Here is a 25,562-nt window from a genome sequence, read left to right as displayed (position 1 = left end):
TCGCGATCCGCGACGGGGCACGACGTCAACCGCGGGCCGGTGGCGTGCGCGTGCGCCGATACGTCGACGGGGTCAGCCCGAGGACCGTGCGGAAGTCGCGCGCGAGGTGGGCCTGATCGGCGTACCCGGCGTCGGCGGCGACCAGCGCCAGCGGCACGGTCGGGTCCTCCCGGATGCGCGCGGCGGCCTCCTGCAGGCGCCGGCGCCGGATGATCGCCGCCGGCGGCAGCCCCACCGTCCGGTGCGCGAGCCGCTGCACCGTCCGCACCGAGACCCGCAGGCGCCGGGCCGCGTCCTCCACCCGCACGACCGCGGGATCGGAGGAGAGCAGATCGACCATGTCGTTGGCCAGCTCCCGCTCGCCCTCGACGGGGCCGACCCGGTCGGCGACCCACGCGGCCATGACGGCGCACGCGGCCGGAACATCCGGCATGGCTGCGCCCACCGCACGCACGAGGCCCGGTTCGTCCAGTCGACGCGAGTCGTCCACGAGGGCGCTCGGCGCGTCGGTGAGCGCGGCCGGGCGCAGCAGCGCGCCCACGGCCCATCCGCGTCCCTGCAGCACCCGCTCCCCCACCCGCGTGGTGGCACCCCACAGGCGCGCCTCTCCGTCCTGGACCACGAGGTTCGCCGCCGGGTACGCGAGGATCGGCTGGCGGGAGACCACCCCGGCGGGCAGATCCCACTGCGGCACCCAGAACCACGACACCGCCCCGACCGCGTCCCCCGGCGCCACGCGGTCCAGTCGCGGAAGACGCTCGGGGAAGAGCACACCACGGGTGCGGTCGGCCATGCCGACACGGTAGCGACCCGCCCCGACACGTGAGGTGTCGCGAATATGCAAGACCGCGTGCCCGCGTCCGGCGCACGATGGCGGCATGACCACGACAGACACCCGCGGCGTCACCGGCGCCCACACCACCGACGGCCGTCCGAACGCCGCCACGAGCCTCACGCCGTTCCTCGTCGTCCCCCGGGCCAAGGACGCGCTGGAGTTCTACCGCGACGTCTTCGGCGCCCGCATCACCGACGTCACCGAGTTCGACGGCGTCGTCGTGCACGCCGGCCTCGACTTCGGCATGGGTCTGCTGCAGCTCGGAGAGCCCTCACCGCAGTACGGCACGGTGCCCCCGCCCGGCGGCGACGCCGCGTGCTACTCGATGGGCGTGTACGTCGCCGACGTCGACACGGTGGTCGCGCGGGCGGCAGCGGCGGGGGCTGCGGTGCGCGAGGAGCCCTCGACGTTCGTCTCCGGAGACCGGTTCGCCAGCATCCGCGATCCGTTCGGCGTGCGCTGGTCGGTCATGAGCCGCGTGGAGGACCTCACCGAGGAGGAGAGCGCCCGCCGCGTCGCCGAGTGGGCGGCGTCCGGCGGGGCGGAGTGAGCGCGGCTCACGACAGCGGGCGGATCTCCAGGTCGCCGACCGTGGCGCCGGGCGAGACCGTGGCGAAGGCGGCATAACCGTCCGCGGCGGCGCGCTCGAGCAGCGCCTTGAGGTTCTTCGTCCGCTGCTCCAGCCGCACGCGGCGGCCATCGGCGACGAGCGCGGCTTTGAGCGCGACCAGTTCGGCAGGGGCGACATCACGGTCGTGCACGAGCACGACGGCGGCGGATGCGGCGTCCTCGCGCTCGGCGACGAGGTCGACGATGCGCTCGAACCCGATCGAGAAGCCCACGGCGGGCACGTCCTGGCCGAGGAACCGGCCGATCATGCCGTCGTAACGGCCGCCGCCTCCCAGCGAGTACGACACCGACGGGTGGGCGAGCTCGAAGATCGTGCCGGTGTAGTAGCCCATGCCGCGCACGAGGAACGGATCGAACTGCAGCGGCACGTCGGCGTCCGCTCGCGCGGCCCCGACGGCATCGCCGAGGGCGACAAGCCACGCGACGACGTCGTCGGGCGCTCCCTCGGGGAGCGCCGCGCGGATCTGCCGCTCGCCGTACGGGTGGTGCTCCAGCGTCCGCGGGCGCTCCAGGAACGCCGCGAACGCGTCGACGGCGGAGGGTGTCGCGCCGCGCTCGCGCAGTTCGCCGGCGACCCCGGCTGCGCCGATCTTGTCGAGCTTGTCGATCGTGATGAGCACGCCCGGGCGCTCCTGGGCGGTGAACCCGAAGCTCCCCAGCATCCACTCCAGCGCCCGGCGGTCGTTGATGCGGATCGTGCCGCCGGTCAGGCCCAGGGCGTCGAGGGTGTCCAGGCTCGCGACCAGCAGTTCGGCCTCGGCCCGGCCGCCGGCGTCGCCGATGATGTCGATGTCGCACTGCATGAACTGCCGGTACCGGCCCTTCTGCGGGCGCTCGGCGCGCCACACCGGGGCGATCTGGACGGCGCGGAAGACCGTCGGCAGCTCGGCGCGATGACTGGCGTAGAACCGCGCCAGCGGCACGGTGAGGTCGTAGCGGAGCCCGAGGTCGGTGAGGGCGGCGGGGTCGTCGGCGGCCGCGCGGATGGCGTCGGCGTCGAGCCCGCGCTTGAGCACGTTGAAGGCGAGCTTCTCGTTGTCGCCGCCGATGCCCGAGTGCAGGCGCGCGTACTCCTCGAGCACGGGCGTCTCGATCTCGTCGAACCCGTGGGCGCGGTAGCGCTCGCGGATGACGGCGAGCACGCGCTCGCGGCGGGCCTTGTCGGCGGGCAGGAAGTCGCGCATGCCGCGCGGTGGGGTGACGGAGGGCACGGACCTCATTCTTCCAGGTCGCGCCGCGCCTGTTCGGCCGCGCGGACGTCGGTCGTCAGCATCCGGAGCCGTTCGCGCAGCGCACGCTCCGCGTCCCATCCCTGCGCGCGGGCGAGCGCGACGAGCCCCAGCAGCGCGTCGCCCAGCTCCGCTTCGCTCGCCGGGTGAGACACCACATCCTGTCCGAGACCCCCGGCATCGCCCGGTGTCTCAGCCGAAGAGTGGTGTCTCACGGGGTCGACGCCCACCTGGGCGGCCTTGCCGAGGAGCTTCTGCGCGAGCGCGAGCGACGGCATGTGCGACGACACCCCGTCCAGCACGCTCGTGCGCTCGCGCTTCTCCGCCGCCTTTGCGGCGTTCCAGTGCACGAGCACCTCCTCGGGCGTGGTCGCCACCGCGTCGCCGAAGACGTGCGGATGCCGCCGCACCATCTTCTCCGTCAGCCCGCGCGCCACGTCGTCGATGCCGAAGGGATGCGCCGCATCCCGCGACGCGATCTCGGCGTGGAACAGCACCTGCCACAACAGGTCGCCGAGCTCTTCACGCAGCTCGTCGGGGGATCCGGCCTCCACCGCGTCGATGACCTCCGCGCTCTCCTCCACGAGGTACGGCACGAGGGCGCGGTGATCGATCCGCTGGGTCCAGACGCAGCGGTCGCGCACGGCCCGCATCGTGTCGGCCGCCTCGCGCAGCGGATCTACGGCTGCGCCGCGGGCGTGGTCTTCCGGTAGTGCCATGCCCGCCACGATACGAGCATCACGGCCAGGACGAGCGAGGTGAGCGAACCGGCCAGCACTCCGAGGGTCGCCTGGTCGCGGAGTGCGGGCTGATCGGCGAAAGCGAGCTCGGCCAGCAGGAGGGAGACGGTGAAGCCGATGCCGCCCAGCGCGCCCACCGCGAGGAGGTCGGCGAGCGGAAGCCGCGCCGTACCGGCGCCGGCGGTGCGCTGGGCGATCCATCCGAACACAGCGATACCGACGGGCTTGCCCGCCACGAGGCCGGCGAACACCCCCCAGAACGCCGGGGAGAGATCGGTCAGCGGCACGGCGGGGATCACCACGAGCGCCGCGGTGAAGGCGAACAGCGGCAGGACCAGCGCGTTGACCCATGGCTCCAGCGCGTGCCGCGTCCGCCGCGCAGGGCCCTGCGACATCGCCAGTCCCAGCGCGACGCCGGCGATCGTGGCGTGCACGCCGGAGCGCGACACGAGCACCCACGTCATCACCGCCAGGACGACCAGCACGACCGAGATCAGGACGTGCCGGGGTCCCCCCAGCTGACGGCTGAGCACGCCGAACACGACGACGAGAGCGAGGGCTGCCAGGAGGCTCACGGCATCGATGCCCGTGGTGAACAGCACCGCGATCAGCACGATCCCCACGATGTCGTCGAGGATCGCCAGCGCCAGGAGGAACACGCGCACGGAGGAGGGCAGGCCGCGGCCGACCACGGCGAGGACCCCCAGCGCGAAGGCGATGTCGGTCGCCGTCGGCACGGGCCATCCGGGCGCAGACGGCCCGCCGCCGGCCATGCCGAGGAAGATGCCGATCGGAAGGAGCACGCCGCCGGCGGCGGCGATCGCCGGCTGCAGCGCCTTGCGGGCGGAGTTCAGCTGACCGCGCGTGAGCTCGACCTGCAGCTCCACCGCGACGGCGAAGAAGAACAGCGCCAGCAGCCCGTCGGCGATCCAGTGGTGGATCGACAGGGTGAACAGTCCCGGCGCCCCGACCTCGAGGTGCAGGACGTCCTGCATCCCCGGACCCAGCGGCGAGTTCGCCACCGCGAGCCCCGCCGCGGCAGCGCCCAGCAGCATCGCGGCGGGCAGGCGAGCCGAGCGCAGGACGGACATGGCACCTCCGGACGAGGCGGATCCCGGTGCGGCGACCGGGGCCCCCGCCCGCCAGAGCCACAGCCTACGTCGCCGCCCGCGCCAGGACACGGGTCCCGGGCGGGTAGCGTTGGCGGGTGCAAGAACTGACCCCCACGGAAGCCATCGACCTCGTCGGCCGCTTCGAGGCCGGCCAGGAACTCCCCGAGGAGATGCGCGCCGACGTGCGCGTGCTCGGCTCGCTCCTGGGACGCGTCCTACGGGAGAGCGGGTCACCGGGGCTGTTCGAGGACGTCGAGCGGCTGCGGACCGCGACGATCCAGGCGTACACCGACGAGACCCCCGAGGCGTTCGCCCGGGCGGCGCGCATCGCCGACGGATTCTCGGTGGCACGCGCCGACGAGGTGGCGCGTGCGTTCACGTGCTACTTCCACCTCGTGAACCTCGCCGAAGAGCACCAGCGCGTGCGCATCCTCCGCGAGCGCGACGGTCGCGCCGGTTCGGCGGATGCGGCGGACTCGATCGCCACCGCGTTCGCCCGCCTGTCGGAGGAGGTGGGCGAAGACGCCGCCCGAGAGCGCCTGCGCGGCCTGCGGTTCCACCCCGTCTTCACCGCCCACCCCACCGAGGCCCGCCGTCGTGCGGTGTCGGCGAGCATCCGCCGCCTGTCGGAGCTGCTCGACGGCTACGACACCGCCGCCGAGGACGGGACCGCCCGCCGCCGCGCCGAGCGTCGCATGCTGGAGGAGATCGACGTGCTGTGGCGCACGGCTCCCCTGCGTGCGGAGAAGCCCTCGCCCACCGACGAGGTGCGATCGGTCATGGGCGTCTTCGACGAGACGCTCTACACCGCCGTCCCGCACGTGTACCGCCGCGTCGACGACACCCTGCAGGGCGACGAGGCCGGGGCACGCGCGCCGATCGTGCGCCCCTTCGTCCGTCTGGGCTCGTGGGTGGGCGGCGACCGCGACGGCAACCCGTTCGTCACCGCATCCGTCACCCGCAAGGCGGCCGCGATCGCGAGCGAGCACGTGCTGCGGGGGCTGGAGCGCACGGCGCTCCGCGTCGGACGCGGACTCACGCTGGATGCCGCATCCACGCCGCCCAGCGACGCGCTCGTGGCCCTGTGGCAGCGGTTGCGCGCCGGTGACGAGGAGGCGGCCGCCGACATCGCGCAGCGGTCGCCGAACGAGCCGCACCGTCGCATCATGCTCCTCCTGGCACGCCGGATCGCGGCCACCCGCACGCGCGACGCCGATCTCGCCTACCGCGACCCCGAGCATCTGCTGGCCGACCTCCGCATCGTGCAGGAGTCGCTGGTCGCCGCGGGAGCCGCGCGCCAGGCGTACGGGCACCTGCAGCAGCTGGTGTGGCAGGTCGAGACGTTCGGCTTCCACCTCGCCGAGCTGGAGGTGCGTCAGCACTCCGCCGTGCACGCGCGCGTCCTCGCGCGCCTGGATGCCGGGGACACCGACGACGAGACCGAAGAGGTGCTCGACACCTTCCGCGCGATCGCGTACATCCAGGAGCGCTTCGGCCCCAAGGCGGCGGGGCGCTACATCGTGTCGTTCACCCGCTCTGCCGACGATCTCGCCGCCGTGCACCGCCTGGCCCGGCACGCCGTGGGCGAGAACGGCACGCCGCCCGTGCTCGATGTCATCCCCCTGTTCGAGACCTTCGCCGACCTGCGGGCGGCCCCCGGCATCCTCGCCGAGATCGTCGGCCACCCCGCCTTCGCGGCCCGCCTGGAGCAGACCGGGCGGCGCCTGGAGGTCATGCTGGGATACTCCGACTCGTCGAAGGACGTCGGCCCCGTCGCGGCCAACCTCGCCCTGTACGAGGCACAGGCCGAGATCGGCGAATGGGCCCAGCGCACCGGCATCGAGCTGACGCTCTTCCATGGGCGCGGCGGGGCGCTCGGGCGCGGCGGCGGTCCGGCGAACTCCGCCATCCTCGCCCAGCCGCCGCACTCGGTCGAGGGGCGGTTCAAGCTCACCGAGCAGGGCGAGGTCATCTTCGCGCGTTACGGCGACCCGGCCATCGCGATGCGCCACATCGACCAGGTCGCCGCCGCGGTGCTCATGGCCTCCGCTCCGTCGAACGAATCCCGCAACCGCGCGGCGGCCGAGAGGTACGCCGACATCGCGCGCACGATGGATGCGGCATCCCGCGAGCGCTTCTTCGCCCTCGTGAAGGCGCCCGGGTTCGCCCCGTGGTTCGCGCGCGTGACCCCGATGGAGGAGATCGGCCAGCTCGCGCTCGGCTCCCGGCCCGCGCGTCGTGGCCTGTCGGTGGAGTCGCTGGAGGACCTCCGCGCCATCCCGTGGGTGTTCGCATGGACGCAGGCGCGCATCAACCTCGCCGGATGGTTCGGCCTGGGCACCGCCCTGGAGGCCGTCGGCGACGAGGAGCGCCTCCGGGAGGCCTACCAGGAGTGGCCGCTCCTGCGCACGCTGATCGACAACGTCGCCATGAGCCTGGCCAAGGCCGACGCCCGCATCGCGCGGCACTACCTCGACCTGGACGACCGCGCCGACCTGGCCGACCTCGTCATGGCCGAGATGACCCTCACGCGGTCGTGGGTCATCCGGGTGACGGGCGGCGACGAGCTGCTGGCCACCAAGCCGGTCCTCCAGCGCGCCGTGAAGATGCGCAGCCCCTACGTCGACGCCCTGTCGCTGCTGCAGCTGCGTGCCCTGCGGGCGCTGCGCGATCCGGACGCCCCCCGCGACCCGGAGCAGGAGCGCCTGCTGCTCCTGTCGGTCAGCGGTGTGGCCGCGGGCCTGCAGAACACCGGCTGACGCGCGCCCGGGCCGCCGAGAGTGCATCGACTCGGCGAGAGTGCACCGGATCTGGTGCACTCTCGCGGGCTTGGTGCACTTTCGGCGTCAGGAGGCGGCGGCGGACACGGCGGGGACGGGCTCGGGGAAGAGCTGGTCGAGCAGCTGCGCCGTCCACGCGATGAGCGCGGCATCCGAATCCGCCGCCGGAAGCGGTACGACAAGGGCCTCGCCGCCGGCGACGACCTTGGCCTTGGGGTGCAGACGCTGCAGGCGCACGCGCATCGAGTCGGGGAGGTTCGCCGGTGCCAGGCGCAGGTTCGGGCCCATCGCCACCACATCCGTGAGACCGGCACGCGCGGCGCGACGGCGCAGGCGCGCCACCGCGATGAGGCCTTCCACTTCGCGCGGCGGTTCGCCGTAGCGGTCGCGCAGTTCGTCGACGACCGCGTCGATCGCGTCGTCCTTGGCGGTGGCGGATGCCGCGGCCGAGAGCTTCTGGTAGGCCTCCAGGCGCAGCCGCTCGCTGTCGATGTACGTCTCCGGCAGGCGCGCATCCACCGGAAGCTCCAGGCGCAGCTCGGTGGGTCCTTCGGTCTCCTCGCCGCGGAAGGTCGACACCGCCTCGCCGATCATGCGCAGGTACAGGTCGAAGCCCACTCCGGCGATGTGCCCGGCCTGCTCCGCGCCGAGCAGGTTTCCCGCGCCACGCAGCTCGAGGTCTTTCAGGGCCACCTGCATGCCGCTGCCCAGGTCGTTGTTGACCGCGATCGTCTCCAGGCGGTCGGCGGCGGTCTCCGACAGCGGCTTGGTGTCGTCGTAGAGGAAGTACGCGTAGGCGCGCTCGCGTGCGCGGCCCACGCGCCCGCGCAGCTGGTGCAGCTGCGACAGGCCGTACTTGTCGGCGCGATCGATGATGATCGTGTTCGCGTTGGAGATGTCCAGCCCCGTCTCCACGATCGTCGTGCACACCAGCACGTCGGCCCGGCGCTCCCAGAAATCGTCCACGACGTGCTCGAGCGCGTTCTCGCCCATCTGGCCGTGGGCGACGGCGATGCGGGCCTCCGGCACGAGTTCGGCGAGGTCGGCAGCGACCCGCTGGATCGACTTCACGCGGTTGTGCACGTAGAACACCTGGCCCTCGCGCAACAGCTCCCGGCGGATGGCGGCGGCGATCTGCTTGTCGTTGCGCGGGCCCACGTACGACAGGATCGGGTGCCGGTCCTCGGGCGGGGTCTGCAGCGTGGACATCTCGCGGATGCCGGTGACGGCCATCTCGAGCGTCCGCGGAATGGGCGTGGCGCTCATCGCGAGGATGTCGACGTTCTTCTTGAGCTTCTTCAGCGCGTCCTTGTGCTCGACGCCGAACCGCTGCTCCTCGTCGATGATGAGAAGACCCAGGTCTTTGAACACGACCTTCTCGGTGAGGATGCGGTGCGTTCCGATCACCATGTCGATCGTGCCGTCGGTGAGACCGGCGAGGATCTCGCGGGCGTCCTTGTCGCTCTGGAACCGGGAGAGGGCGCGCACCTTGACGGGGAATCCGGCGAAGCGCTCGGTGAAGGTCTCGGTGTGCTGTTTGACCAGCAGCGTGGTGGGGACGAGCATCGCCACCTGCTTGCCGTCCTGGATCGCCTTGAACGCCGCGCGCACGGCGACCTCGGTCTTCCCGAATCCCACGTCCCCCGACAGCAGCCGGTCCATCGGGATGGGCTTTTCCATGTCGGCTTTGATCTCGTCGATCGTCTGCAGCTGGTCCGGCGTCTCGGCGAAGGGGAACGCCTCTTCCAGCTCCCGCTGCCACGGGGTGTCGGGGCCGAACGCGTGGCCCTTGGACGCCATGCGCGCCGAATAGAGCTTGACCAGTTCGACGGCGATGTCGCGCACCGCCTTGCGCGCGCGTCCCTTGGCCTGCGCCCAGTCGCTGCCGCCCATCTTCGACAGGGTCGGGGCCTCGCCGCCGACATAGCGCGAGAGGAGGTCGAGCTGGTCGGTGGGGACGAACAGCTTGTCGCCCGGGTACCCGCGCTTGGAGGGGGCGTATTCCAGCACGACGTATTCGCGCGTGGTCTTGACGGGGTTGCGCCCGCCGCTGGACACCTCGCGCTGAGCGAGTTCGACGAAGCGGCCGATGCCGTGAGTGGCATGCACCACGAAGTCGCCCGGCTTCAGCTGCAGCGGGTCGACGACATTGCGGCGCCGGGAGGCGAGCTTCTTCACCACGCGGGCGTCGCTTCCGATCGTGCGCCCGTAGAACTCCGACTCGGTGAGCACGGCGAACCGCACCTCGGGCAACTGGAATCCGCGTTCCAGCGGCGCGGCGACCACGTGCACGACGCCGGGCTCGGGCGCGTGCAGCACGTCGTCCACGCGCCGGGCGGCGATCCCGCGCTCGGAGAGCACGTCGCGCGCGCGGTCGACCAGGCCGGCGCCGGATGCGGCGACCACGACGCTCCATCCCTCGGCGACGAGCTCGCCCACGTGGGTCGTGGCGCCCTCGACGTTGCCGTGGAAGGACGGCACCGCCTCACCGCGGATGCGGAGCGTGGTGTCGTCGGTGTCGAGCCCTTCGGCGAAGGCATCCGCCGCGCCGGAGTCGAACGCCGACAGCGTCCACCACACGTCCCCGCGCTCGCGGGCGGCGTCGCGCAGCTGCGCCAGCGTCAGGAAGTCGCCGGCGCCCAGGTCGATCGGCGCGCGCGCCCCCGCCGTCGCCGCCGACCACGCCGCCTCCAGGAACTCCCGGTTGGTCTCGCCCAGGGTCTGCGCCCGGGCCGTGGAGCGCTCGGGGTCGACGAGGGCGACCGCGGCCTGAGCGGGCAGGAAGTCCACCAGCGGCACCAGGGCGTCGACCAGGACCGGCATGAGCGACTCCATGCCGTCGGTCGGGATGCCCTCGCTCATGCGCTCGAGCATCGTGGCGAGTCCCGGCAACTCGTCCTTCAGGGCCTCGGCCCGCTCCCGCACGTCGGCGGTCAGGAGCAGTTCGCGGCTGGGGATGAGGGTGACGCTGGGGACGGCGCCGGGAAGGGAACGCTGGTCGGCCACGGAGAACGCGCGGATCTCGTCCACTTCGTCGCCGAAGAAATCCACCCGCAGCGGGTGGTCGGCGTTCGGGGGGAACACATCGAGGATGCCGCCGCGCACGGCGAACTCGCCCCGACGGGAGACCATGTCGACACGGTGGTAGGCCAGTTCGACCAGCCGCACCACGACGGCCTCGAGGTCGTGGCCGCGGCCCCCGACGGTCAGCTCGATCGCCTCGACGTCACCCAGGCCCGCCGCCAGCGGCTGCAGGGCGCTGCGCACCGACGCGGTCACCACGAGCGGGGCCGCACCATCCCACGCCGCGATGCGGCGGAGGACGTCGATGCGCCGCCCGACCGTCTCGGGGCTCGGGCTCAGCCGCTCGTGCGGGAGGGTCTCCCACGCGGGGAAGTGCAGCACCTCGGCGCCGGGCAGAACGGCGGCGAGCGCCGGCCCGAGCGACTCCGCCCGTCGCCCCGTGGGGGCCACGACGAGAAGGCACGCCGGTCTGCCGTTCTCCCGGCGGCGCTCGACCAGCCCGGCGAGAACCGGCACATCGAGGCCGTCGACGAGGGAGAGGTCGAGGTCGGACACCGCCGCCGAGGCAGCGTCACGGAACGACTCCGCCTGCTCGAGGGCGCGAACGATTCCGGGGACTGTCACCGAAAGATTCTACGGCCCGCCCCGACATCCGGCGGTGCGGTCGATGGCCGCGACGGGCCACCCCTAGACTGACCGCGACATTGACCCGTGACAAAAGGAGCACTCATGAGCAACACCTCACCCGACCCCGCCAATCAGCCCACGCCGCCGCCTGCCTATCCGGCGCCGTCGGCACCCGGGTACGCACCCGCGGCCGGACAGCCCACCGGCAACGAGAAGGGCCCGGCACGCCTCGGGATCATCGCCTTCGCCGCCTCGCTGGCCGGTGCCGTCATCGGCTCGATCATCGCCTTCATCGCCGGTATGCAGTTCGGCGGTCTCGTCGCCTACACCGACAGTTCGGGGAACTTCTCCGGTGCGGTCCCGCCCGAGGCGGAGCAGATCGCCGTCACGTCGGTCGTGCTCGCCGTCGTCGCCTTCGTGGTGTGGGGCGCCCTCGCCCTGTGGGGCTTCATCCAGGGCATCATCGCGGCCGTGAAGAACCGCGGACGCGTGTGGGGCATCGTCGCGATCGTGATCGCCGTGATCGGCGTCGGGGCCGTCTCGATGTTCTACGGCATCGGCGCCGCGGCAGGCGCGGCGCCCTACCTGGCGTGATCGCCGGCGGTTCCACGCGTCGCGCTCAGCGGGGCGCGTGGAACCGCTGCTGCGCGGCCAGCAGTCCCTCGTCCACGACGAGCTCCACCGCATCCGCGGCATCCACGATCAGATTGGGCAGCGTCGCCCGCTCACCCGCACCGAAGGGTTCGAGCACCCAGTCGGCCGGATCCTGGCGACCCGGCGGCCGCCCGATGCCCACGCGCACGCGCGCGAACTCCGGCGTGCCCAGGGCCTTCGCCACATCCCGCACCCCGTTGTGGCCCCCGGCACCCCCGCCGATCTTGAGCTTGAGGGTGTCGAAGGGGATGTCGAGTTCGTCGTGCACCACGACGATGTGGTCGGCATCGATCCCGTAGTACTTCGCGAGATTGGCCACCGGGCCGCCCGAGACGTTCATGAAGCTGAGCGGCTTGGCCAGCACGAGCTTGGCCCCGCCCGGTCGCAGCCACGACTCGGCGACAGCGGCGTGGGCCTTGTGGGAGGTGAACCGCTCGCCGCGGCGACGCGCGAGCTCGTCCAACACCATCTGCCCCACGTTGTGCCGCGTGCTCTCGTACCGGGGACCTGGGTTGCCCAGGCCCACGATCAACCATGTCTCAGCCATCGACATCATCCTCCCGGATCCCCGCACAGACGCCGAAGGGGCGCACGAGGCGCCCCTTCGGGAAGATCGGACCGGTCACTCGGACTCGGCGGCCTCCTCGGACTGCTCCTCGGCCACTGCGGCATCGGCCTCGGCGATCTCGTCCTCGGCGGCGAGCGTCGCGGACGGAACCGACACGCCGACGATCAGCGTCTCCGGGTCGGCGATCAGCACGGAACCGGCCGGCAGGGTCAGGTCGGCGGCGGTGATGTGCGTGCCGTCCTCCAGACCCTCGACGCTGACCTCGATCGACTCGGGCAGGTGGGTGGCCTCGGCCTCGATGAGGATCGTCGTGGCGTCGAGGTTCGCGATGGTGCCGGGGGCCGACTCACCGGTGACGATGATCGGGACGTCGACGGACACCTTCTCACCCTTCTTCACCACGAGAAGGTCCATGTGCTCGATGATCTGGTGCACCGGGTCCTTCTGCACGTCCTTGACGAGGGCGTACTGGCTCGTACCGGCCACGTCCAGGTCGAGCAGCGCGTTGGCGCGGCGGATGAGCAGCGACACCTGGTGACCGGGAAGGGCGAGGTGGATGGGGTCAGCGCCGTGACCGTACAGCACGGCCGGGATCTTCCCGGTGGCGCGCAGGCGGCGGGCGTGGCCCTTGCCGAAGTTCTCACGCAGCTCGGCGTGGACCTTGTTGTCTTCCGACATGTTGGATTCTCCTTGCGGGCACACGGGCCCGATGTGGGGTCTGGTTTCGACTCGAACGCGAGCGCGTGAGGAAAGCCGTGAGCCTGCTTCACCGCGTCGATCACGGACGCGTCGCCCTGGGCGGACGCATCCCTCGCCGAAGTATGTGTCTCCAGCCTACCAGCGGCCCCGATACGATGAGAACGCAGCCGATATACGGAGGACCCATGCCCGCGGAATTCTTCTCGCACCTGATGCTGTGGATCGTCGGCGGCATCGCCGCAATCGGTCTCCTCGGCACCATCGGGGCGTTCTGGTCGCTCGGCCGCTCCGGCTACCGCAACGACTGACCCCCGCCGCGCAGCCCCCGAGCTCCGGGGGCTGCGCCGATTCCGCCCCCGAAGACCAGGAGCCCGCGTGTCCGCAAGCGATCCCGCCCAGACTCAGCTGTCCACCGATCAGGATCAGGCACCGGACGAGGCCACCACCGAGCACGAGGGCGCACCCGCGCCCGAAGACGTCCCCCGCCCCACGACCGAGGCGGGTACCGACGCCCCCGCCGACGGCAGCGGGACCGCCAACATCGGCGTCGTCGGACTCGCGGTGATGGGGTCCAACCTCGCCCGCAACCTCGCCAGCCGCGAAGGCAACACCGTCGCTGTGCTCAACCGTTCCCGCTCCAAGACGGACGAACTGGTCGCCGCCCACCCGGAAGCCGGATTCGTCCCTGCCTTCTCGTACGAGGAGTTCGCCGGGTCGCTGCAGCGCCCGCGCACCGCGGTCATCATGGTCAAGGCCGGTGGCGCGACGGACGCGGTCATCGAAGAGCTCGTGCGCGTGTTCGAACCCGGCGACATCATCGTCGACGGCGGCAACGCGCTGTTCACCGACACCATCCGACGCGAGAAGGCGGTGCGCGAGACGGGGATCAACTTCGTCGGCATGGGCGTCTCCGGCGGTGAGGAGGGCGCACTGAACGGCCCGTCGCTCATGCCGGGCGGGTCGGACGAGTCCTGGGCCACGCTGGGCCCCATCCTGCGCTCGATCGCCGCGGTCGCCGACGGCGAACCGTGCGTGACGCACATCGGCCACGACGGCGCCGGGCACTTCGTGAAGATGGTGCACAACGGCATCGAGTACGCCGACATGCAGCTCATCGCCGAGGCGTACGACCTCATCCGCCGCGGCACCGGCAAGAGCCCCGCCGAGATCGCGGATGTGTTCGCCGAGTGGAACCGCGGTGAACTCGAGTCGTACCTCATCGAGATCACCGCAGAAGTGCTGCGGCAAGTGGACGCCGGAACCGGCCGCCCGCTCGTGGACCTCATCGTCGATCAGGCCGGAGCCAAGGGCACCGGCGCGTGGACCGTGCAGACGGCGCTGAGCCTGGGCGTACCGGTCTCCGGGATCGCCGAGGCCACCTTCGCCCGGTCGCTGTCCAGCCACCCCGAGCAGCGCGAGGTCTCCCGCGAACTGCCGGGACCCGCGGAGGACACGCGCGACGCGCTGCGCGTGGACGACGTGGACGCCTTCATCGAGAAGATCCGCCTCGCCCTGTACGCATCCAAGATCGTCGCGTACTCGCAGGGCTTCGACGAGATCCGCGCGGGGGCGGCCGAGTACGGGTGGAACATCGACCTCGGCCGGATCGCGGCCATCTGGCGCGGCGGGTGCATCATCCGCGCGCAGTTCCTCAACCGCATCACCGAGGCCTACGCCGCCACGCCCGAGCTGCCGGTGCTGCTGACGGCCCCCTACTTCGTCGACGCGCTCACGCGGGCGCAGTCGGCCTGGCGTGACGTCGTGGCCACCTCCGCGCGCGCGGGCATCCCCGCGCCGGCCTTCTCGTCGTCGCTGGCGTATTACGACGGGCTGCGCGCCGAGCGCCTGCCGGCCGCGCTCATCCAGGGACAGCGCGATTTCTTCGGCGCGCACACCTACAAGCGCATCGACAAGCCGGGCACCTTCCACACGCTGTGGTCGGGCGACCGCACCGAGATCGAGGCCGAAGACACGCACTGACCGCTCATCATGACGTGCCGTCCGCGATCGCGGGCGGCACGTTGTGGTTACGGCGGAACAGATTGCCCGGGTCCCACGTCCGCTTGATCGCCGCGAGGCGCGACCAGACCGGCTCCGGGTACATCCGGCGGGCCCACTCCGGATCGGTCGAGACGCTGAAGTTGGCGTACCGCGCCAGTCCGTGCGCCTCGATGCCGGCCCACTCCCGCTCGGCGGCGGCGACGCCCTCCGCATCCAGCAGTCCCGGCACGTCGAAGGCCCCGGCCATCGCGAACCACGTGGCCGACCGGGCCGGGAAGGGAGTGTCCCCGGCGGGCACGTCGCCGTACGCACCCCCCAGCGAACGCAGCAGCACGACCGCCGCGGGCCGCGTGGCGCGGAACGTCACGAGCGCGTCGATGACGTCGTCGCCGAGCTCGGGCAGCAGCGTGTTGCCGCCGATGAAACCGGGCGGGGGCTGGTCGGGATCGTGCCCGGGCATCTCCATGAGCACGTCGGGGTAGGCGCGCACCTCGATCTCCTCCGCCGCCACGCCGGACACCGCCAGCACCGGCTCCAGGAAGGCGCGCGTGGCCGCGACGTCGGTGTCGATCCCGCACAGTGTGATCGTCGCGCCCGCGGGGGCGTTGGGGTCCATCGCCGGCACGTCCATGTACGTCACGGTGAACCCGCGCGGCGCGTCGCGCATCAGATCGCGCAGCACCCGCAGGGTCGCGCCCGCGTCGCCCGAGATCCGCACCACCGCGAACACGATGTCCCGCAGCGGGTGGGCGAGGAAGTCGAACCGCGTGACGACGCCGACGTTGCCTCCGCCGCCGCGCAGGGCCCAGAACAGGTCGGGATGCTCCGTGGCCGAGGCCTCCACGACCTCGCCCGAGGCGGTCACCACCTGCGCGCCGACGAGCTGGTCGGCCGCGAGCCCCCACGCCCGCACCATCCAGCCGACCCCGCCGCCCAGCGTCAGTCCTGCCACGCCCACCGAGGCGGTGTCGCCCGAGCTGAGACCGAGCCCCTCCCCCGCCAGGGCCCGGGCGACCTCGCCCCACGTGGCTCCCCCGCCCACCGACACCCGGCCGGTGGCGGCGTCGGCGCGGATGTCGCGGAGGGCCGCGAGGTCGATGAGGACGCCACCGGGGACGCTCCCCCACGCGCTGTGCCCGCCGCCGCGCACACCGACGGGGAGGTTGTGCGCGGCGGCGTAGGCGACCCCCGCGCGCACGTCGTCGATGTCGGTGGCCTGCACGATGAGGTCGGGCTCGCCGATGCCCGAGTGGAACAGCCGCGCCCGATCCCAGTCCGGGTCGCCGGGGCGCACGAGCGCGCCGCTCACGCGCGCCGAGAGTTCTGTCGTGTTCATGCGCCACACGGTAGACCCGCCCGCCGACACGGGGAAGAAGGGGAGGTCTAGGGTCGTCGTGTGAGCTCTCGACGCATCCTCTTCCTGGGCGGTTCCGGTGTCATCAGCACGTCGTGCGTGCGCGCCGCCGTCGCGGCGGGTCACGACGTGACCGTCCTCAACCGCGGCCGGAGCCCGCGAGCGCTGCCCCGCGACGTGCGGGAGCTCGTCGCCGACGTCCGCGACGCCGAGGCGGTGAGCGCCGCGCTCGCGGGCGCCGATTTCGACGTCGTCGCCGATTTCCTGTCGTTCGTGCCTGCGCACGTGCAGACGGCGCTCGAGGTCGCCGGCGGACGTGCCGGGCAGTACATCTTCATCAGCTCCGCTTCGGCGTACCAGAAGCCGCCCACGCGCGTGCCCGTGACCGAATCCACGCCGCTGCGCAACCCGTTCTGGCAGTACTCCCGCGACAAGATCGCGTGCGAGGACCTCCTCGTCGCGGCCTACCGCGACCGCGGCCTCCCCGTCACGATCGTGCGCCCCTCCCACACGTACGACGACACGCTGCTGCCCACGATGGGCGGGTGGACCGACGTGGCGCGCCTGCGCGCCGGCAAGCCCGTCGTGGTCCACGGCGACGGCACGACGCAGTGGACGCTGACCCACAGCGACGACTTCGCCGTCGGCTTCACCGGGCTCCTGGGCAACCCCGCCGCGATCGGCGAAGCGTTCACGCTCACGGGCACGCACGCGCCGACGTGGAACCAGATCTACTCGTGGCTCGCCGACGCCGCCGGCGTGGCCGATCCGCAGTTCGTGCACATCGCCAGCGAGGCGATCGCCGCGTGGGACCCCGACCTGGGGCCGGGGCTCCTCGGGGACAAGGCCCACTCCATGGTGTTCGACAACACCAAGGTGTCGGCCCTGGTGCCGGAATTCCGGACGACGATCCCCTTCGACGAGGGCGCACGGCGCATCCTGGCCTGGTTCGAGTCGCACCCCGAGCGGCAGCAGATCGACGAACGCCGGGATGCGATGTTCGACCGGATGATCGCGCACGCGCGCTCCGCAGGCGCCTGATCGGGCCCGCCTCACGGCGCTCACAGCCTGCACATAACCGGGACCATAGGAATGTCATAGTTCAAGGCGCACAATGGCCTCATGAACGCGGCTGCCACCCCCACCGCCCTGACCCGACCCGACGGCACTCCGCTGCGCGTTCTCGTCGTCGATGACGAGCAGATGCTCACCGACCTTCTTTCGATGGCGCTGCGCATGGAGGGCTGGGACGTGCGGACGGCCTCGTCCGGGCTGCAGGCCCTGCAGGCCGCCCGCGACTTCGCGCCCGATGCCATGGTGCTGGACATCATGATGCCCGACCTCGACGGCATGTCGGTGCTGCAGCGCCTGCGCCACTCGGGCAACGACGTGCCGGTGCTGTTCCTGACCGCCAAGGATGCCGTGGCCGATCGCGTCGCCGGCCTCACCGCCGGCGGCGACGACTACGTCACCAAGCCGTTCAGCCTTGAGGAGGTCGTGGCCCGCCTGCGCGGGCTCATGCGACGCGCCGGGACGGCGACCGCGGGAGACGCCGAGCCGATCCTGCGCGTGGCCGATCTGTCGCTGAACGAGGACAGCCATGAGGTCTTCCGCGGCGACGACGAGATCGAGCTCACCGCGACCGAGTTCGAGCTGCTGCGCTATCTCATGCGCAACCAGCGGCGAGTGGTGTCCAAGGCGCAGATCCTCGACCGCGTGTGGAACTACGACTTCGGCGGTCGCTCCAGCGTCGTCGAGCTCTACATCTCCTACCTGCGCAAGAAGATCGACCAGGGGCGCGAACCCCTCATCCACACTGTGCGCGGCGTCGGCTACATGATCAAAGCGCCGCAGTGACGGGGCCCCGTCATCGCCTCCCGAGCTACCACACCTGGAGCCTGCAGGCGCGGTTGATGACCGCGATCATCGGGATGGTCGCGGTCATCCTCGCGATCATCGCGCTGTCCACGGCCGCGATCCTCGGTCAGGTGCTGCAGGAGAACCTCGACACGAACGTGCGCAAGGCCGCGGAGGACGTGCGGCTGAACCCGCAGAGCACGGCCCAGGAAGTGCTGACCACGGGCCGCTTCGGCGACGGCACGCTGCTGGTCACCCGGACAGCGGGCGGCGGCACCACCGGCGCGTACGTCGACGACGGCACCGTGCGCGTGCTGGACCGGTCGCAGATCTCCGACATCCTCGAGTCGGTGGGCGGGGCCACGTCCTACACCGTCGAGCTGGCCGCCCTGGGCGACTACCGGGTGGCGACGCTGGAGGGCCGCCAGGTGCTCGCGATCATCGGCCTGCCGCTGACGGAGATCACCGGCACGCTGTCGCAGATCCTCGCGACCGTCGTCATCGTCACCACCGGCGGCCTGCTGCTGCTCTCGGCGATCATCGCCGTCGTCATCCGGATCGGGCTCGGCCCGCTGCGCGCCGTCGCCGACACCGCCACGCGTGTGGCGAAGGTGCGCATGGACTCCGGCGACGTGTCGATCACCGAGCGGGTGCCGGCCGATCAGGCGGACGAGAGCACCGAGATCGGGCAGGTCGGCGCAGCCTTGAACACCCTGCTCGACCACGTGGATGCCTCGCTCACGGCCCGCCAGCGCAACGAGGAGCTGATGCGCAGCTTCGTCGCCGACGCGAGCCACGAACTGCGCACGCCCCTCACCTCCATCCGCGGGTACTCGGAACTGTCCCTGCGCGATCCGTCGCTGACCCCCGGCATCCAGGCGGCGCTGGAGCGGATCCAGGCGCAATCACTGCGGATGACCGCGCTCGTGGAGGACCTGCTGCTGCTGGCCCGACTGGACGAGGGAACCGAGCTGGTCTACGACGAGGTCGACCTCACCCGGCTCGCCATCGAAGCCGTCGAGGACGCCCGTCCGGCGGGGCCCGACCACCGCTGGGTGCTGGACGTCGACGACGAACCCGTCACGCTGGCCGGCGACGCCGCGCGCCTTCGCCAGGTCGCCGACAACCTGCTGGCCAATGCGCGCACGCACACGCCCGCCGGCACGGTCGTGACGGTATCGGTGCGCCGGGAGGGCGAGGAGGGCGTGCTCAGCGTGCACGACGACGGGCCCGGTGTCGATCCGGCCGTGGCCGACCGGCTGTTCGAGCGGTTCTCGCGCGGCGACGTGTCCCGCGCACGTCAGACCGGCGGCACCGGCTTGGGGCTGTCGATCGCGCGGGCGATCGTCGCGGCGCACGACGGCACCATCGGCGTTCGCAGCACGCCGGGCGACACCACCTTCGAGGTGCGCCTGCCGTTGCGGCACGCCGGCTCCGCGTGAGGGCTCAGTACCCCGAGAACGCGTCGGTCGTGAGCGAGCGGGCACGCTCCAGCGCCGGTGCCAGATCGGCCAGCAGTGCCGGCGGACCGGAGATGTAGGCGTGGCGAGCGGTGATGTCGGGCACCATCCGCAGGAGCCCGTCCGCGTCCACCCGCACGCCGCGGCCGGCCCAGCGCCAGTGCGCCGGCAGGTCGGCGGGCGCGTCGCGCGAGTACACCACCACCGGGATCCCGGAGCGCTCGATCTCGTCGCGATACGCCAGCTCCGAAGCATCCGAGACGACGTAGACCAGCACGATGTCACGGTCCTGCTCGGTGGTCACGACGTGGCGCAGCTGCGACACGAACGGCGTCACCCCGATCCCGGCGGCCACCAGCAGCAGCGGCGCCGTGGTCCGGGTGGGCAGAAGGAAATCGCCCCACACGCCCGTCACCGGGAGGGTGGCACCCGGCGGCACAGCGGCGAGGGCCCGCTTGTAGCTGGATTTGGAGCCCTCCTTGAAGGCGATCCGCACGACGGGCATCTCCTCCGGAGTGGAGGCGATGGAGAACTCCCGCCGTGTGCCGCGGGCATCCGGGCGCCGGTGCGGCACTTCCAGCTCGAGGTACTGCCCCGGTCGGAAGGCGAAGGGACGCCGGGTGCGGAAGGTCAGCTCGCGCACCGTCGGTGTCACCTCCCGCCGTCCTTCCAGGACGAGCCGGACGGCCGCGCGCCACGTGAAGGCGAACGCGAGGAGGTTGCCCGCCAGGAGGGCGAACTCCTGCCCGAGCGTGATCGCCCCCACATCGATCGGCCAGCCCGCGAGCACGCCGACGAGGGCCGCGACGGCGAACTGCTGCCAGCGGCGCGGGGGCATCGTGAGCGGTTCGGACAGCATGAAGGCGCCCAGGAACAGGTACGGCGACGACAGCGCCACTTGCGTGAGGATGGCGAGCGCGTCCACCTCGACACCGGCGGCGGAATCCAGGGCCACCGCCCGCAAGAACGCCACCCCCACCGCGATGACCCAGAACCCCGCGACCATGCGCAGCTTCTCGGTGCGCCACAGCACCGCCACCCCCAGCACGAGCACCGGGACGGCCATCGCGGGAGTCCCCACCCACCATGCCGAGGCGCCCAGCGCCGGCACGGCGACGCCGACGAGGGTGAGCGCCGCCGCGCCCACCGCGGCGGGGTTGAAGACGTGGCGCCCGCGCCAGGCGAGCACGTATTTCGACAGGGAGGCCACGGCACCGGCTCCCGCGATGCCGGCCAGGCCCGCGGGATCCACCGTCGGGAACAGCACGAACAGCAGGATCGCGGCGGTGATGAGGGAGGATTCCACCCGCAGCGGCACCCGCAGCATCCGGTGCAGCGCGAGGTCGACGACGACGCAGACGGCGCCGAGCACGATCGCGGTGACGATGAGCTCGAGCGGGCCGGGGCCCACCAGGCCCACGAGGGAGAGCACGACGGCGATGGCGGCGAGGGCGGCCAGCGACAGCAGCACGAGGCGGTAGCTGGAGAGGCGGCCGAGGACGCCGAACACGCGCGTCCACCCCGCGGTCAGTGCACCGATCACGAGAACAACTCTGCCGTACATCCGGGCGACCACTCCACGCGGCCGTCGGTGCGCATCCGCACCCACTGCGCGCCCCACGCGGCGGCCAGCTCCGGCCCGCCCTCGAAGAACAGGGCGGTGGCCAGCGCGTCGGCGTGCAGTGCGGTGCCGGCGACCGCCCACGTGGCGGCGTAGGCGCGCACGGGCGCTCCGGTCCGGGCGTCCAGGACGTGATGGAGCCCCTGCCCCCACGCGCGCCGGGTGACGCCGGAGGCGCACAGGGCGGCGTCGGCGACCTCGATCACGCCGATCGCGCGACGGGGGTCGAACGGATGCTCCAACCCGATGCGGTGCGCGGCGCCGCGGACGGCGAGGTCGCCGGACGCATCCACGAGCACGTCGGCCGCGCCGGATTCCTGCACGGCGGCCAGCACGAGGTCGACGAGGCGCCCCTTCCCCACGGCGCCCACGTCGATCATCGCCGGAGCATCGAGGGCGAGCCGGCCGTCCTCCCACGTCAGGCTGCGGCGCCAGTCGGCCGGAGCGGGCACCGGGCTTGCGGCGGCGGACAGGCGGTATCCCGCGCCGTAGCCGAGACGCGCGAGCGCGTCGCCGACGAGCGGGTTGACGCCCCCGCCGGTGGCGGTGTCCAGTGCGGTGTAGACCTCGAGCATCGCCGGAGCATCGAGCGGAAGGGGCACCGTGCCGCCCGAGCCGGCCAGGACGCTCACGAGGGAGTCGGGGCGGAAGCGCGACCAGGTCCGGTCGAACGCATCCACGATCCCCTCGACCCGCGAGCGCACCTCGGGCGGAAGCGGCTCAGCGGTCTCCACCGACCAGAGCGTGCCGATCGCGTCGAACGTCCAGACCGCGCGCGGTGCCGGCCGCATCGGCTCAGGCCGCGGCCTCTGCCTTGATGGTCTCGAGGGCGTCGTTGAATCCGCCGCTGGTGAGCGAGGAGCCCGCCACTCGGCTCACCGAGATCTCGTCGATGTCGCGGCCGACGACCTCATCCGAGATGCCGCCGATGAAGCGCCCCTGGTACTGCACCGACTGCGGCGCCTGCGGGTCACCGACCACCTCCACGGCGGTGATGACGTCATCGGCCAGGGTGATCGTGACCTCGATGGTCTCGGTCGTCTCGGGGGTGCGATACGAGCCCTCGGCCGTGTAGGTGCCGTCGGTGTAGGCGATGTCCTCCGACGGCGCGCCGGCCTGCGCGCCGGAACCGGCGCAACCGGACAGGCCGGCCAGGCCCACGACCCCGGCGAGGGCAGCACCGACACGGACGGGGCGGGGTGGAGCGCTGGGGTGGAGCATGGGGTTCTCCTTCACGCGGGGGTCAGGCCTCGCCGCCGAACATGCTGGTGACCGAGCCGTCTTCGAAGACCTCGCGGATCGCGCGCGCCAGCAGCGGCGCGATGGACAGCACGGTGAGGCCCTCGAACCGTTCGTCGGCGGGGATCGGCACCGTGTCGGTGACCACGACCTGGTCGATCGCGACGTCCTGCAGCCGCTCGATGGCGGGCGGGCTGAAGATCGCGTGGGTGGCGGCGACGATGACCTTGCGCGCGCCGGCCTCCTTCAGCGCCTGCGCCGCCTTGACGATCGTGCCGCCGGTGTCGATCATGTCGTCCACCAGCAGGCACGTTCGGCCGGAGACCTCACCGACGATCTCGTGCACCGTGACCTGGTTCGCGACCTTCGGATCGCGCCGCTTGTGGATGATCGCCAGCGGCGCGCCCAGGCTGTCCGACCACGTGTCGGCCACGCGCACGCGGCCCATATCGGGCGAGACGACCGTGAGCGTCTCGCGGTCCTCTTCGCTCAGGTGCTCACGGAAGTACTCCAGCAGCACCGGCTTGGCGAAGAGGTGGTCCACGGGTCCGTCGAAGAAGCCCTGGATCTGCGCGGCGTGCAGATCGACGCTCATGATGCGGTCGGCGCCGGCGGTGGTGAGCAGGTCGGTGATCAGGCGCGCGCTGATCGGCTCGCGGCCGCGGCCCTTCTTGTCCTGCCGGGAGTACGGGAAGTACGGCGCCACGACGGTGATGCGCTTGGCCGACGCGCGCTTGAGGGCGTCCAGCATGATGAGCAGCTCCATGAGCCACTCGTTGACCGGCGGGCCGAAGGACTGGATGACGAAGACGTCGCATCCGCGGATGGACACCTCGAAGCGCGTGTAGATCTCCCCCGACGCGAAGGTGCGGTGCTCTGTGGGGGCGAGCTCCGTGCCGAGCTGCGCGGCGACCTGGGCCGCCAGCTCGCGGTGGGAGCGACCGGCGGCGACGACGAGACGCTTCTTCGTCTTGGCCACCAGGCCGGGGGCGATGCCGTTGACCCGATCGAGATCAACCGTGTTCTTCTTGCGACCCATCGCCAGCTTCCTGTGCAGCCCGGGCGTGAGCTGCGGCGGATGCCGCGCCCGTGCCCGGTCGGTTCTTTTCGACCCACCCCTCGACGTTGCGCTGGGGGGCCACGCTCAGTGCCAGGGCGCCGGGGGGAACGTTCTTGCGGATCACCGCGCCGGCCCCGGTCTTGGCACCTGCTTCGATCCTAACCGGCGCCACGAACACGTTGTGCGAGCCGGTGTGCACCTCGTCGCCGATCTCGGTGCGGTGCTTGGTCAGATCGTCGTAGTTCGCCGTGATCGCACCGGCACCCAGGTTCACGCCGCGCCCGATGGTGGTGTCGCCGATGTAGGACAGGTGCGGCACCTTGCTGCCCTCCCCGATCGAGGAGTTCTTCGTCTCGACGAAGGTGCCGATCTTGCCGCCCTCGGCCAGCGTGGTGTTGGGGCGGAGGAACGCGAAGGGGCCGACGTTCGTGCGCGCGCCGATGACGGCGAGGGTCGCGTCGGTGCGCCGGACGACGGCGTCCTCCCCCACTTCGCAGTCCACCAGGCTCGTGTCCGGCCCCACCGTGGCACCGGCGGCGATGGTCGTTGCGCCCAGGATGTGCGTGTTGGGCAGGACCGTCACATCCGGAGCGAGGGTGGCGTCCACGTCGATCCACGTCGTCGCCGGATCCTGCACGCTCACGCCCTCCAGCTGCCAGCGACGGACCGTCCGGGCGTTGAGGATGCGCGCCGCCTCAGCCAGCTGCACGCGATCGTTCACGCCGAGCGCCGCGGTGGCATCGGGGGCGAGGGCGGCGGCCACCAGCAGCCGGGAGTCGCGCAGCAGTCCCACGACGTCGGTCAGGTAGCGCTCGCCCTGCGCGTTCGCCGTGCCCACGAGGTCGAGGTGGCTGCGCAGCGCGGGGGCCTGGAAGACGTAGACGCCGACGTTGATCTCCGCCACGGCGGCCTCGTCGTCGCTGGCGTCCTTCTGCTCGACGATGCGCTGCACGTCGCCGTGGGAGTCGCGGATGATGCGGCCGTAGCCGGTGGGGTCGTCCACGCGCGCGCTGAGGATGGTCGCCGCCGCCCCCGACGCCCGGTGGGTGGCGAGGAGGTCGGCGAGGGTGGAGGTCTCCAGCAGCGGCACGTCGCCGCTGAGCACGAGGACGTCGCCGGCGAAGTCGCCGAGGTCGTCCAGCGCCACCTGCACGGCCCGGCCGGTGCCGGGGATCTCGTCCTGGTCGACGACGTGCACGCCGGGGGCGAGGTCGTTGACGGTCTCCACGACGCGGTCGCGGTCATGGCGGACGACCACCTCGATCCGCACGGGATCCAGGGCAGCGGCGGTGTCCAGCACGTGCCCCACGAGCGGTCGCCCGCCGAGGGGATGGAGCACCTTGGGCAGGCGCGAGCGCATGCGCGTGCCTTGACCGGCGGCGAGGATCACGATGGCCAGATCATTCGTCATGCTCCGCCGCCAGGATTCGAACCTGAACCTCACAGCTCCAAAGGCTGTCGTGCTGCCGTTACACCACAGCGGACCGCCGCCGCGTGATGCGAGGGCGCCTTCCAGTCTGCCATCCCCCGCGCCGGGAGATCGGCCCGGTGCTGGCCATAATGGGACGGTGAGCCAGGAGAGCGACGAGGTCGACCGCATCGTCGATGCGTGGGTGCGGCAGCGACCCGACCTGGACTTCTCTCCGCTGGAGGTCCTCTCCCGCGTCGACCGGCTCTCCCGCCACCTCGACCGCGCCCGCAAGGAGGCCTTCCGCCGCAGCGAGCTCGAACCGTGGGAGTGGGACGTGCTCTCGGCCCTGCGGCGCGCGGGCGAGCCGTTCCAGCTGAGCCCCAAGCAGCTCCTGCAGCAGACCCTCGTCTCCAGCGGCACGATGACCAACCGCATCGACCGCCTGGTCGGCCGCCGCCTCGTGCGCCGCGAGGCCGACCCCGCCGATGGCCGCAGCGTCCTGGTGACCCTGACCCCGGACGGACGAACCCGCGTGGACGCCGCGATCACGCGCCTCGTGGATGCCGAGGCGATCCTGCTCGACAGCCTCTCCCGCAGCGACCGCGAGCGCCTGGCCAACCTGCTGCGCAAGCTCAGCCTCGGCTTCGACGCCTGACCCGAC

General features: G+C 72.0%; 22 protein-coding genes and 1 tRNA gene. 9 read left to right on the top strand and 14 right to left on the bottom strand.

From position 1 onward, the window contains the following. Positions 1-25: 25 nt before the first annotated feature. Positions 26-793: a helix-turn-helix domain-containing protein gene (locus tag E4V99_RS11325; protein ID WP_135117337.1), complete on the bottom strand. Its 768-nt coding sequence runs from the start codon at positions 791-793 to the stop codon at positions 26-28. A gap of 85 nt (positions 794-878) precedes the next feature. Between E4V99_RS11325 and E4V99_RS11320 the strand changes: the two genes are divergently transcribed. Next, a complete protein-coding gene (locus E4V99_RS11320; RefSeq protein ID WP_135067774.1) occupies positions 879-1,385 on the top strand; it encodes a VOC family protein in 507 nt (168 codons plus the stop codon). A 7-nt stretch (positions 1,386-1,392) separates the two neighbouring features. On the opposite strand, the gene hisS is transcribed toward E4V99_RS11320, so the two are convergent. The 3 genes from hisS to nhaA are packed head-to-tail and all read right to left on the bottom strand — an operon-like array spanning position 1,393 to position 4,525. Next, entirely contained in the window at positions 1,393-2,649 is a 1,257-nt protein-coding gene (gene hisS / locus E4V99_RS11315; RefSeq protein ID WP_222707566.1) for a histidine--tRNA ligase, read from the bottom strand. 32 nt (positions 2,650-2,681) lie between these two features. Beyond that, positions 2,682-3,413: a MazG family protein gene (locus tag E4V99_RS11310; protein WP_135117336.1), complete on the bottom strand. Its 732-nt coding sequence runs from the start codon at positions 3,411-3,413 to the stop codon at positions 2,682-2,684. Beyond that, positions 3,374-4,525: a Na+/H+ antiporter NhaA gene (nhaA, locus tag E4V99_RS11305; protein WP_135117335.1), complete on the bottom strand. Its 1,152-nt coding sequence runs from the start codon at positions 4,523-4,525 to the stop codon at positions 3,374-3,376. The genes E4V99_RS11310 and nhaA overlap by 40 nt, the downstream gene beginning before the upstream one ends. A gap of 116 nt (positions 4,526-4,641) precedes the next feature. On the opposite strand from nhaA, the gene E4V99_RS11300 reads away from it, so the two are divergent. Beyond that, on the top strand, positions 4,642-7,305 hold the full coding sequence (locus tag E4V99_RS11300; protein ID WP_135117334.1) for a phosphoenolpyruvate carboxylase: 2,664 nt from the start codon (positions 4,642-4,644) through the stop codon (positions 7,303-7,305). Positions 7,306-7,392: 87 nt separating this feature from the next. On the opposite strand, the gene mfd is transcribed toward E4V99_RS11300, so the two are convergent. Next, positions 7,393-10,974, bottom strand: coding sequence for a transcription-repair coupling factor (gene mfd, locus E4V99_RS11295; RefSeq protein ID WP_135117333.1), 3,582 nt, complete (start codon positions 10,972-10,974; stop codon positions 7,393-7,395). 105 nt (positions 10,975-11,079) lie between these two features. Between mfd and E4V99_RS11290 the strand changes: the two genes are divergently transcribed. Beyond that, on the top strand, positions 11,080-11,571 hold the full coding sequence (locus E4V99_RS11290; RefSeq protein WP_135117332.1) for a hypothetical protein: 492 nt from the start codon (positions 11,080-11,082) through the stop codon (positions 11,569-11,571). Between the two features lie 25 nt (positions 11,572-11,596). On the opposite strand, the gene pth is transcribed toward E4V99_RS11290, so the two are convergent. Then, on the bottom strand, positions 11,597-12,178 hold the full coding sequence (gene pth, locus E4V99_RS11285; RefSeq protein ID WP_135117331.1) for an aminoacyl-tRNA hydrolase: 582 nt from the start codon (positions 12,176-12,178) through the stop codon (positions 11,597-11,599). A gap of 75 nt (positions 12,179-12,253) precedes the next feature. Continuing rightward, the gene (locus tag E4V99_RS11280; protein ID WP_135067790.1) at positions 12,254-12,877 is read right to left on the bottom strand and encodes a 50S ribosomal protein L25/general stress protein Ctc; all 624 of its coding nucleotides are present in this window, start codon (positions 12,875-12,877) and stop codon (positions 12,254-12,256) included. Positions 12,878-13,083: 206 nt separating this feature from the next. On the opposite strand from E4V99_RS11280, the gene E4V99_RS18735 reads away from it, so the two are divergent. Both E4V99_RS18735 and gndA read left to right on the top strand, forming a co-directional pair. Continuing rightward, positions 13,084-13,206, top strand: coding sequence for a hypothetical protein (locus E4V99_RS18735; RefSeq protein ID WP_280790830.1), 123 nt, complete (start codon positions 13,084-13,086; stop codon positions 13,204-13,206). 232 nt (positions 13,207-13,438) lie between these two features. Then, the gene (gene gndA, locus E4V99_RS11275) at positions 13,439-14,878 is read left to right on the top strand and encodes an NADP-dependent phosphogluconate dehydrogenase (protein ID WP_280790885.1); all 1,440 of its coding nucleotides are present in this window, start codon (positions 13,439-13,441) and stop codon (positions 14,876-14,878) included. 7 nt (positions 14,879-14,885) lie between these two features. On the opposite strand, the gene E4V99_RS11270 is transcribed toward gndA, so the two are convergent. After that, positions 14,886-16,235 (bottom strand): FAD-binding oxidoreductase, encoded by a 1,350-nt coding sequence (locus E4V99_RS11270; protein WP_135117329.1) that lies wholly within the window; start codon positions 16,233-16,235, stop codon positions 14,886-14,888. Positions 16,236-16,295: 60 nt separating this feature from the next. On the opposite strand from E4V99_RS11270, the gene E4V99_RS11265 reads away from it, so the two are divergent. The 3 genes from E4V99_RS11265 (at position 16,296) to E4V99_RS11255 (ending at position 19,552) form a co-directional block, all read left to right on the top strand. Further along, on the top strand, positions 16,296-17,294 hold the full coding sequence (locus E4V99_RS11265) for an SDR family oxidoreductase (protein ID WP_135117328.1): 999 nt from the start codon (positions 16,296-16,298) through the stop codon (positions 17,292-17,294). An 81-nt stretch (positions 17,295-17,375) separates the two neighbouring features. Further along, complete coding sequence (locus tag E4V99_RS11260) at positions 17,376-18,110, top strand: response regulator transcription factor (RefSeq protein WP_135067798.1); 735 nt, start codon at positions 17,376-17,378, stop codon at positions 18,108-18,110. A gap of 56 nt (positions 18,111-18,166) precedes the next feature. Continuing rightward, complete coding sequence (locus E4V99_RS11255; RefSeq protein ID WP_245233166.1) at positions 18,167-19,552, top strand: ATP-binding protein; 1,386 nt, start codon at positions 18,167-18,169, stop codon at positions 19,550-19,552. A 4-nt stretch (positions 19,553-19,556) separates the two neighbouring features. Here E4V99_RS11255 and E4V99_RS11250 read toward each other — a convergent pair whose 3' ends face one another. From E4V99_RS11250 to E4V99_RS11225, 6 genes are all read right to left on the bottom strand, one after another. Beyond that, positions 19,557-21,113: a flavodoxin reductase gene (locus E4V99_RS11250; RefSeq protein ID WP_135117327.1), complete on the bottom strand. Its 1,557-nt coding sequence runs from the start codon at positions 21,111-21,113 to the stop codon at positions 19,557-19,559. After that, positions 21,110-21,982 carry an FAD:protein FMN transferase gene (locus E4V99_RS11245; protein WP_135117326.1) on the bottom strand — a complete coding sequence of 291 codons (873 nt, stop codon included), beginning with the start codon at positions 21,980-21,982 and terminating at the stop codon, positions 21,110-21,112. Before E4V99_RS11245 ends, E4V99_RS11250 begins: the two co-directional genes overlap by 4 nt. Positions 21,983-21,986: 4 nt before the next feature. Continuing rightward, the gene (locus E4V99_RS11240) at positions 21,987-22,412 is read right to left on the bottom strand and encodes a hypothetical protein (protein WP_135117325.1); all 426 of its coding nucleotides are present in this window, start codon (positions 22,410-22,412) and stop codon (positions 21,987-21,989) included. 22 nt (positions 22,413-22,434) lie between these two features. Next, positions 22,435-23,469, bottom strand: coding sequence for a ribose-phosphate diphosphokinase (locus tag E4V99_RS11235; protein ID WP_135067806.1), 1,035 nt, complete (start codon positions 23,467-23,469; stop codon positions 22,435-22,437). Continuing rightward, positions 23,444-24,901: a bifunctional UDP-N-acetylglucosamine diphosphorylase/glucosamine-1-phosphate N-acetyltransferase GlmU gene (glmU, locus tag E4V99_RS11230; RefSeq protein ID WP_135067808.1), complete on the bottom strand. Its 1,458-nt coding sequence runs from the start codon at positions 24,899-24,901 to the stop codon at positions 23,444-23,446. Before glmU ends, E4V99_RS11235 begins: the two co-directional genes overlap by 26 nt. A 1-nt stretch (position 24,902) precedes the next feature. After that, positions 24,903-24,974, bottom strand: a tRNA-Gln gene (locus tag E4V99_RS11225). Positions 24,975-25,058: 84 nt separating this feature from the next. On the opposite strand from E4V99_RS11225, the gene E4V99_RS11220 reads away from it, so the two are divergent. Further along, on the top strand, positions 25,059-25,556 hold the full coding sequence (locus E4V99_RS11220) for a MarR family winged helix-turn-helix transcriptional regulator (RefSeq protein ID WP_135117324.1): 498 nt from the start codon (positions 25,059-25,061) through the stop codon (positions 25,554-25,556). Positions 25,557-25,562 lie beyond the last annotated feature (6 nt).

The organism is Microbacterium sp. dk485 (assembly GCF_004570445.1).
Taxonomy (GTDB): domain Bacteria; phylum Actinomycetota; class Actinomycetes; order Actinomycetales; family Microbacteriaceae; genus Microbacterium; species Microbacterium wangchenii.
Note: the sequence above shows the minus strand (reverse complement) of the source record. Positions and strands in the feature narration are given on the sequence as shown.

Bases quoted from the DNA above. Each gene is read 5' to 3' on its own strand.
- glmU (WP_135067808.1), bottom strand. From the start codon at position 24,901: ATGACGAATGATCTGGCCATCGTGATCCTCGCCGCCGGTCAAGGCACG.
- hisS (WP_222707566.1), bottom strand. From the start codon at position 2,649: ATGCGCGACTTCCTGCCCGCCGACAAGGCCCGCCGCGAGCGCGTGCTC.
- E4V99_RS11325 (WP_135117337.1), bottom strand. From the start codon at position 793: ATGGCCGACCGCACCCGTGGTGTGCTCTTCCCCGAGCGTCTTCCGCGA.
- E4V99_RS11310 (WP_135117336.1), bottom strand. From the start codon at position 3,413: ATGGCACTACCGGAAGACCACGCCCGCGGCGCAGCCGTAGATCCGCTG.
- E4V99_RS11280 (WP_135067790.1), bottom strand. From the start codon at position 12,877: ATGTCGGAAGACAACAAGGTCCACGCCGAGCTGCGTGAGAACTTCGGC.
- E4V99_RS11255 (WP_245233166.1), top strand. From the start codon at position 18,167: ATGACCGCGATCATCGGGATGGTCGCGGTCATCCTCGCGATCATCGCG.
- E4V99_RS11245 (WP_135117326.1), bottom strand. From the start codon at position 21,982: ATGCGGCCGGCACCGCGCGCGGTCTGGACGTTCGACGCGATCGGCACG.
- nhaA (WP_135117335.1), bottom strand. From the start codon at position 4,525: ATGTCCGTCCTGCGCTCGGCTCGCCTGCCCGCCGCGATGCTGCTGGGC.
- E4V99_RS11240 (WP_135117325.1), bottom strand. From the start codon at position 22,412: ATGCTCCACCCCAGCGCTCCACCCCGCCCCGTCCGTGTCGGTGCTGCC.
- pth (WP_135117331.1), bottom strand. From the start codon at position 12,178: ATGGCTGAGACATGGTTGATCGTGGGCCTGGGCAACCCAGGTCCCCGG.
- E4V99_RS11320 (WP_135067774.1), top strand. From the start codon at position 879: ATGACCACGACAGACACCCGCGGCGTCACCGGCGCCCACACCACCGAC.
- E4V99_RS11270 (WP_135117329.1), bottom strand. From the start codon at position 16,235: ATGAACACGACAGAACTCTCGGCGCGCGTGAGCGGCGCGCTCGTGCGC.
- E4V99_RS11290 (WP_135117332.1), top strand. From the start codon at position 11,080: ATGAGCAACACCTCACCCGACCCCGCCAATCAGCCCACGCCGCCGCCT.
- E4V99_RS11235 (WP_135067806.1), bottom strand. From the start codon at position 23,469: ATGGGTCGCAAGAAGAACACGGTTGATCTCGATCGGGTCAACGGCATC.
- E4V99_RS11260 (WP_135067798.1), top strand. From the start codon at position 17,376: ATGAACGCGGCTGCCACCCCCACCGCCCTGACCCGACCCGACGGCACT.
- E4V99_RS18735 (WP_280790830.1), top strand. From the start codon at position 13,084: ATGCCCGCGGAATTCTTCTCGCACCTGATGCTGTGGATCGTCGGCGGC.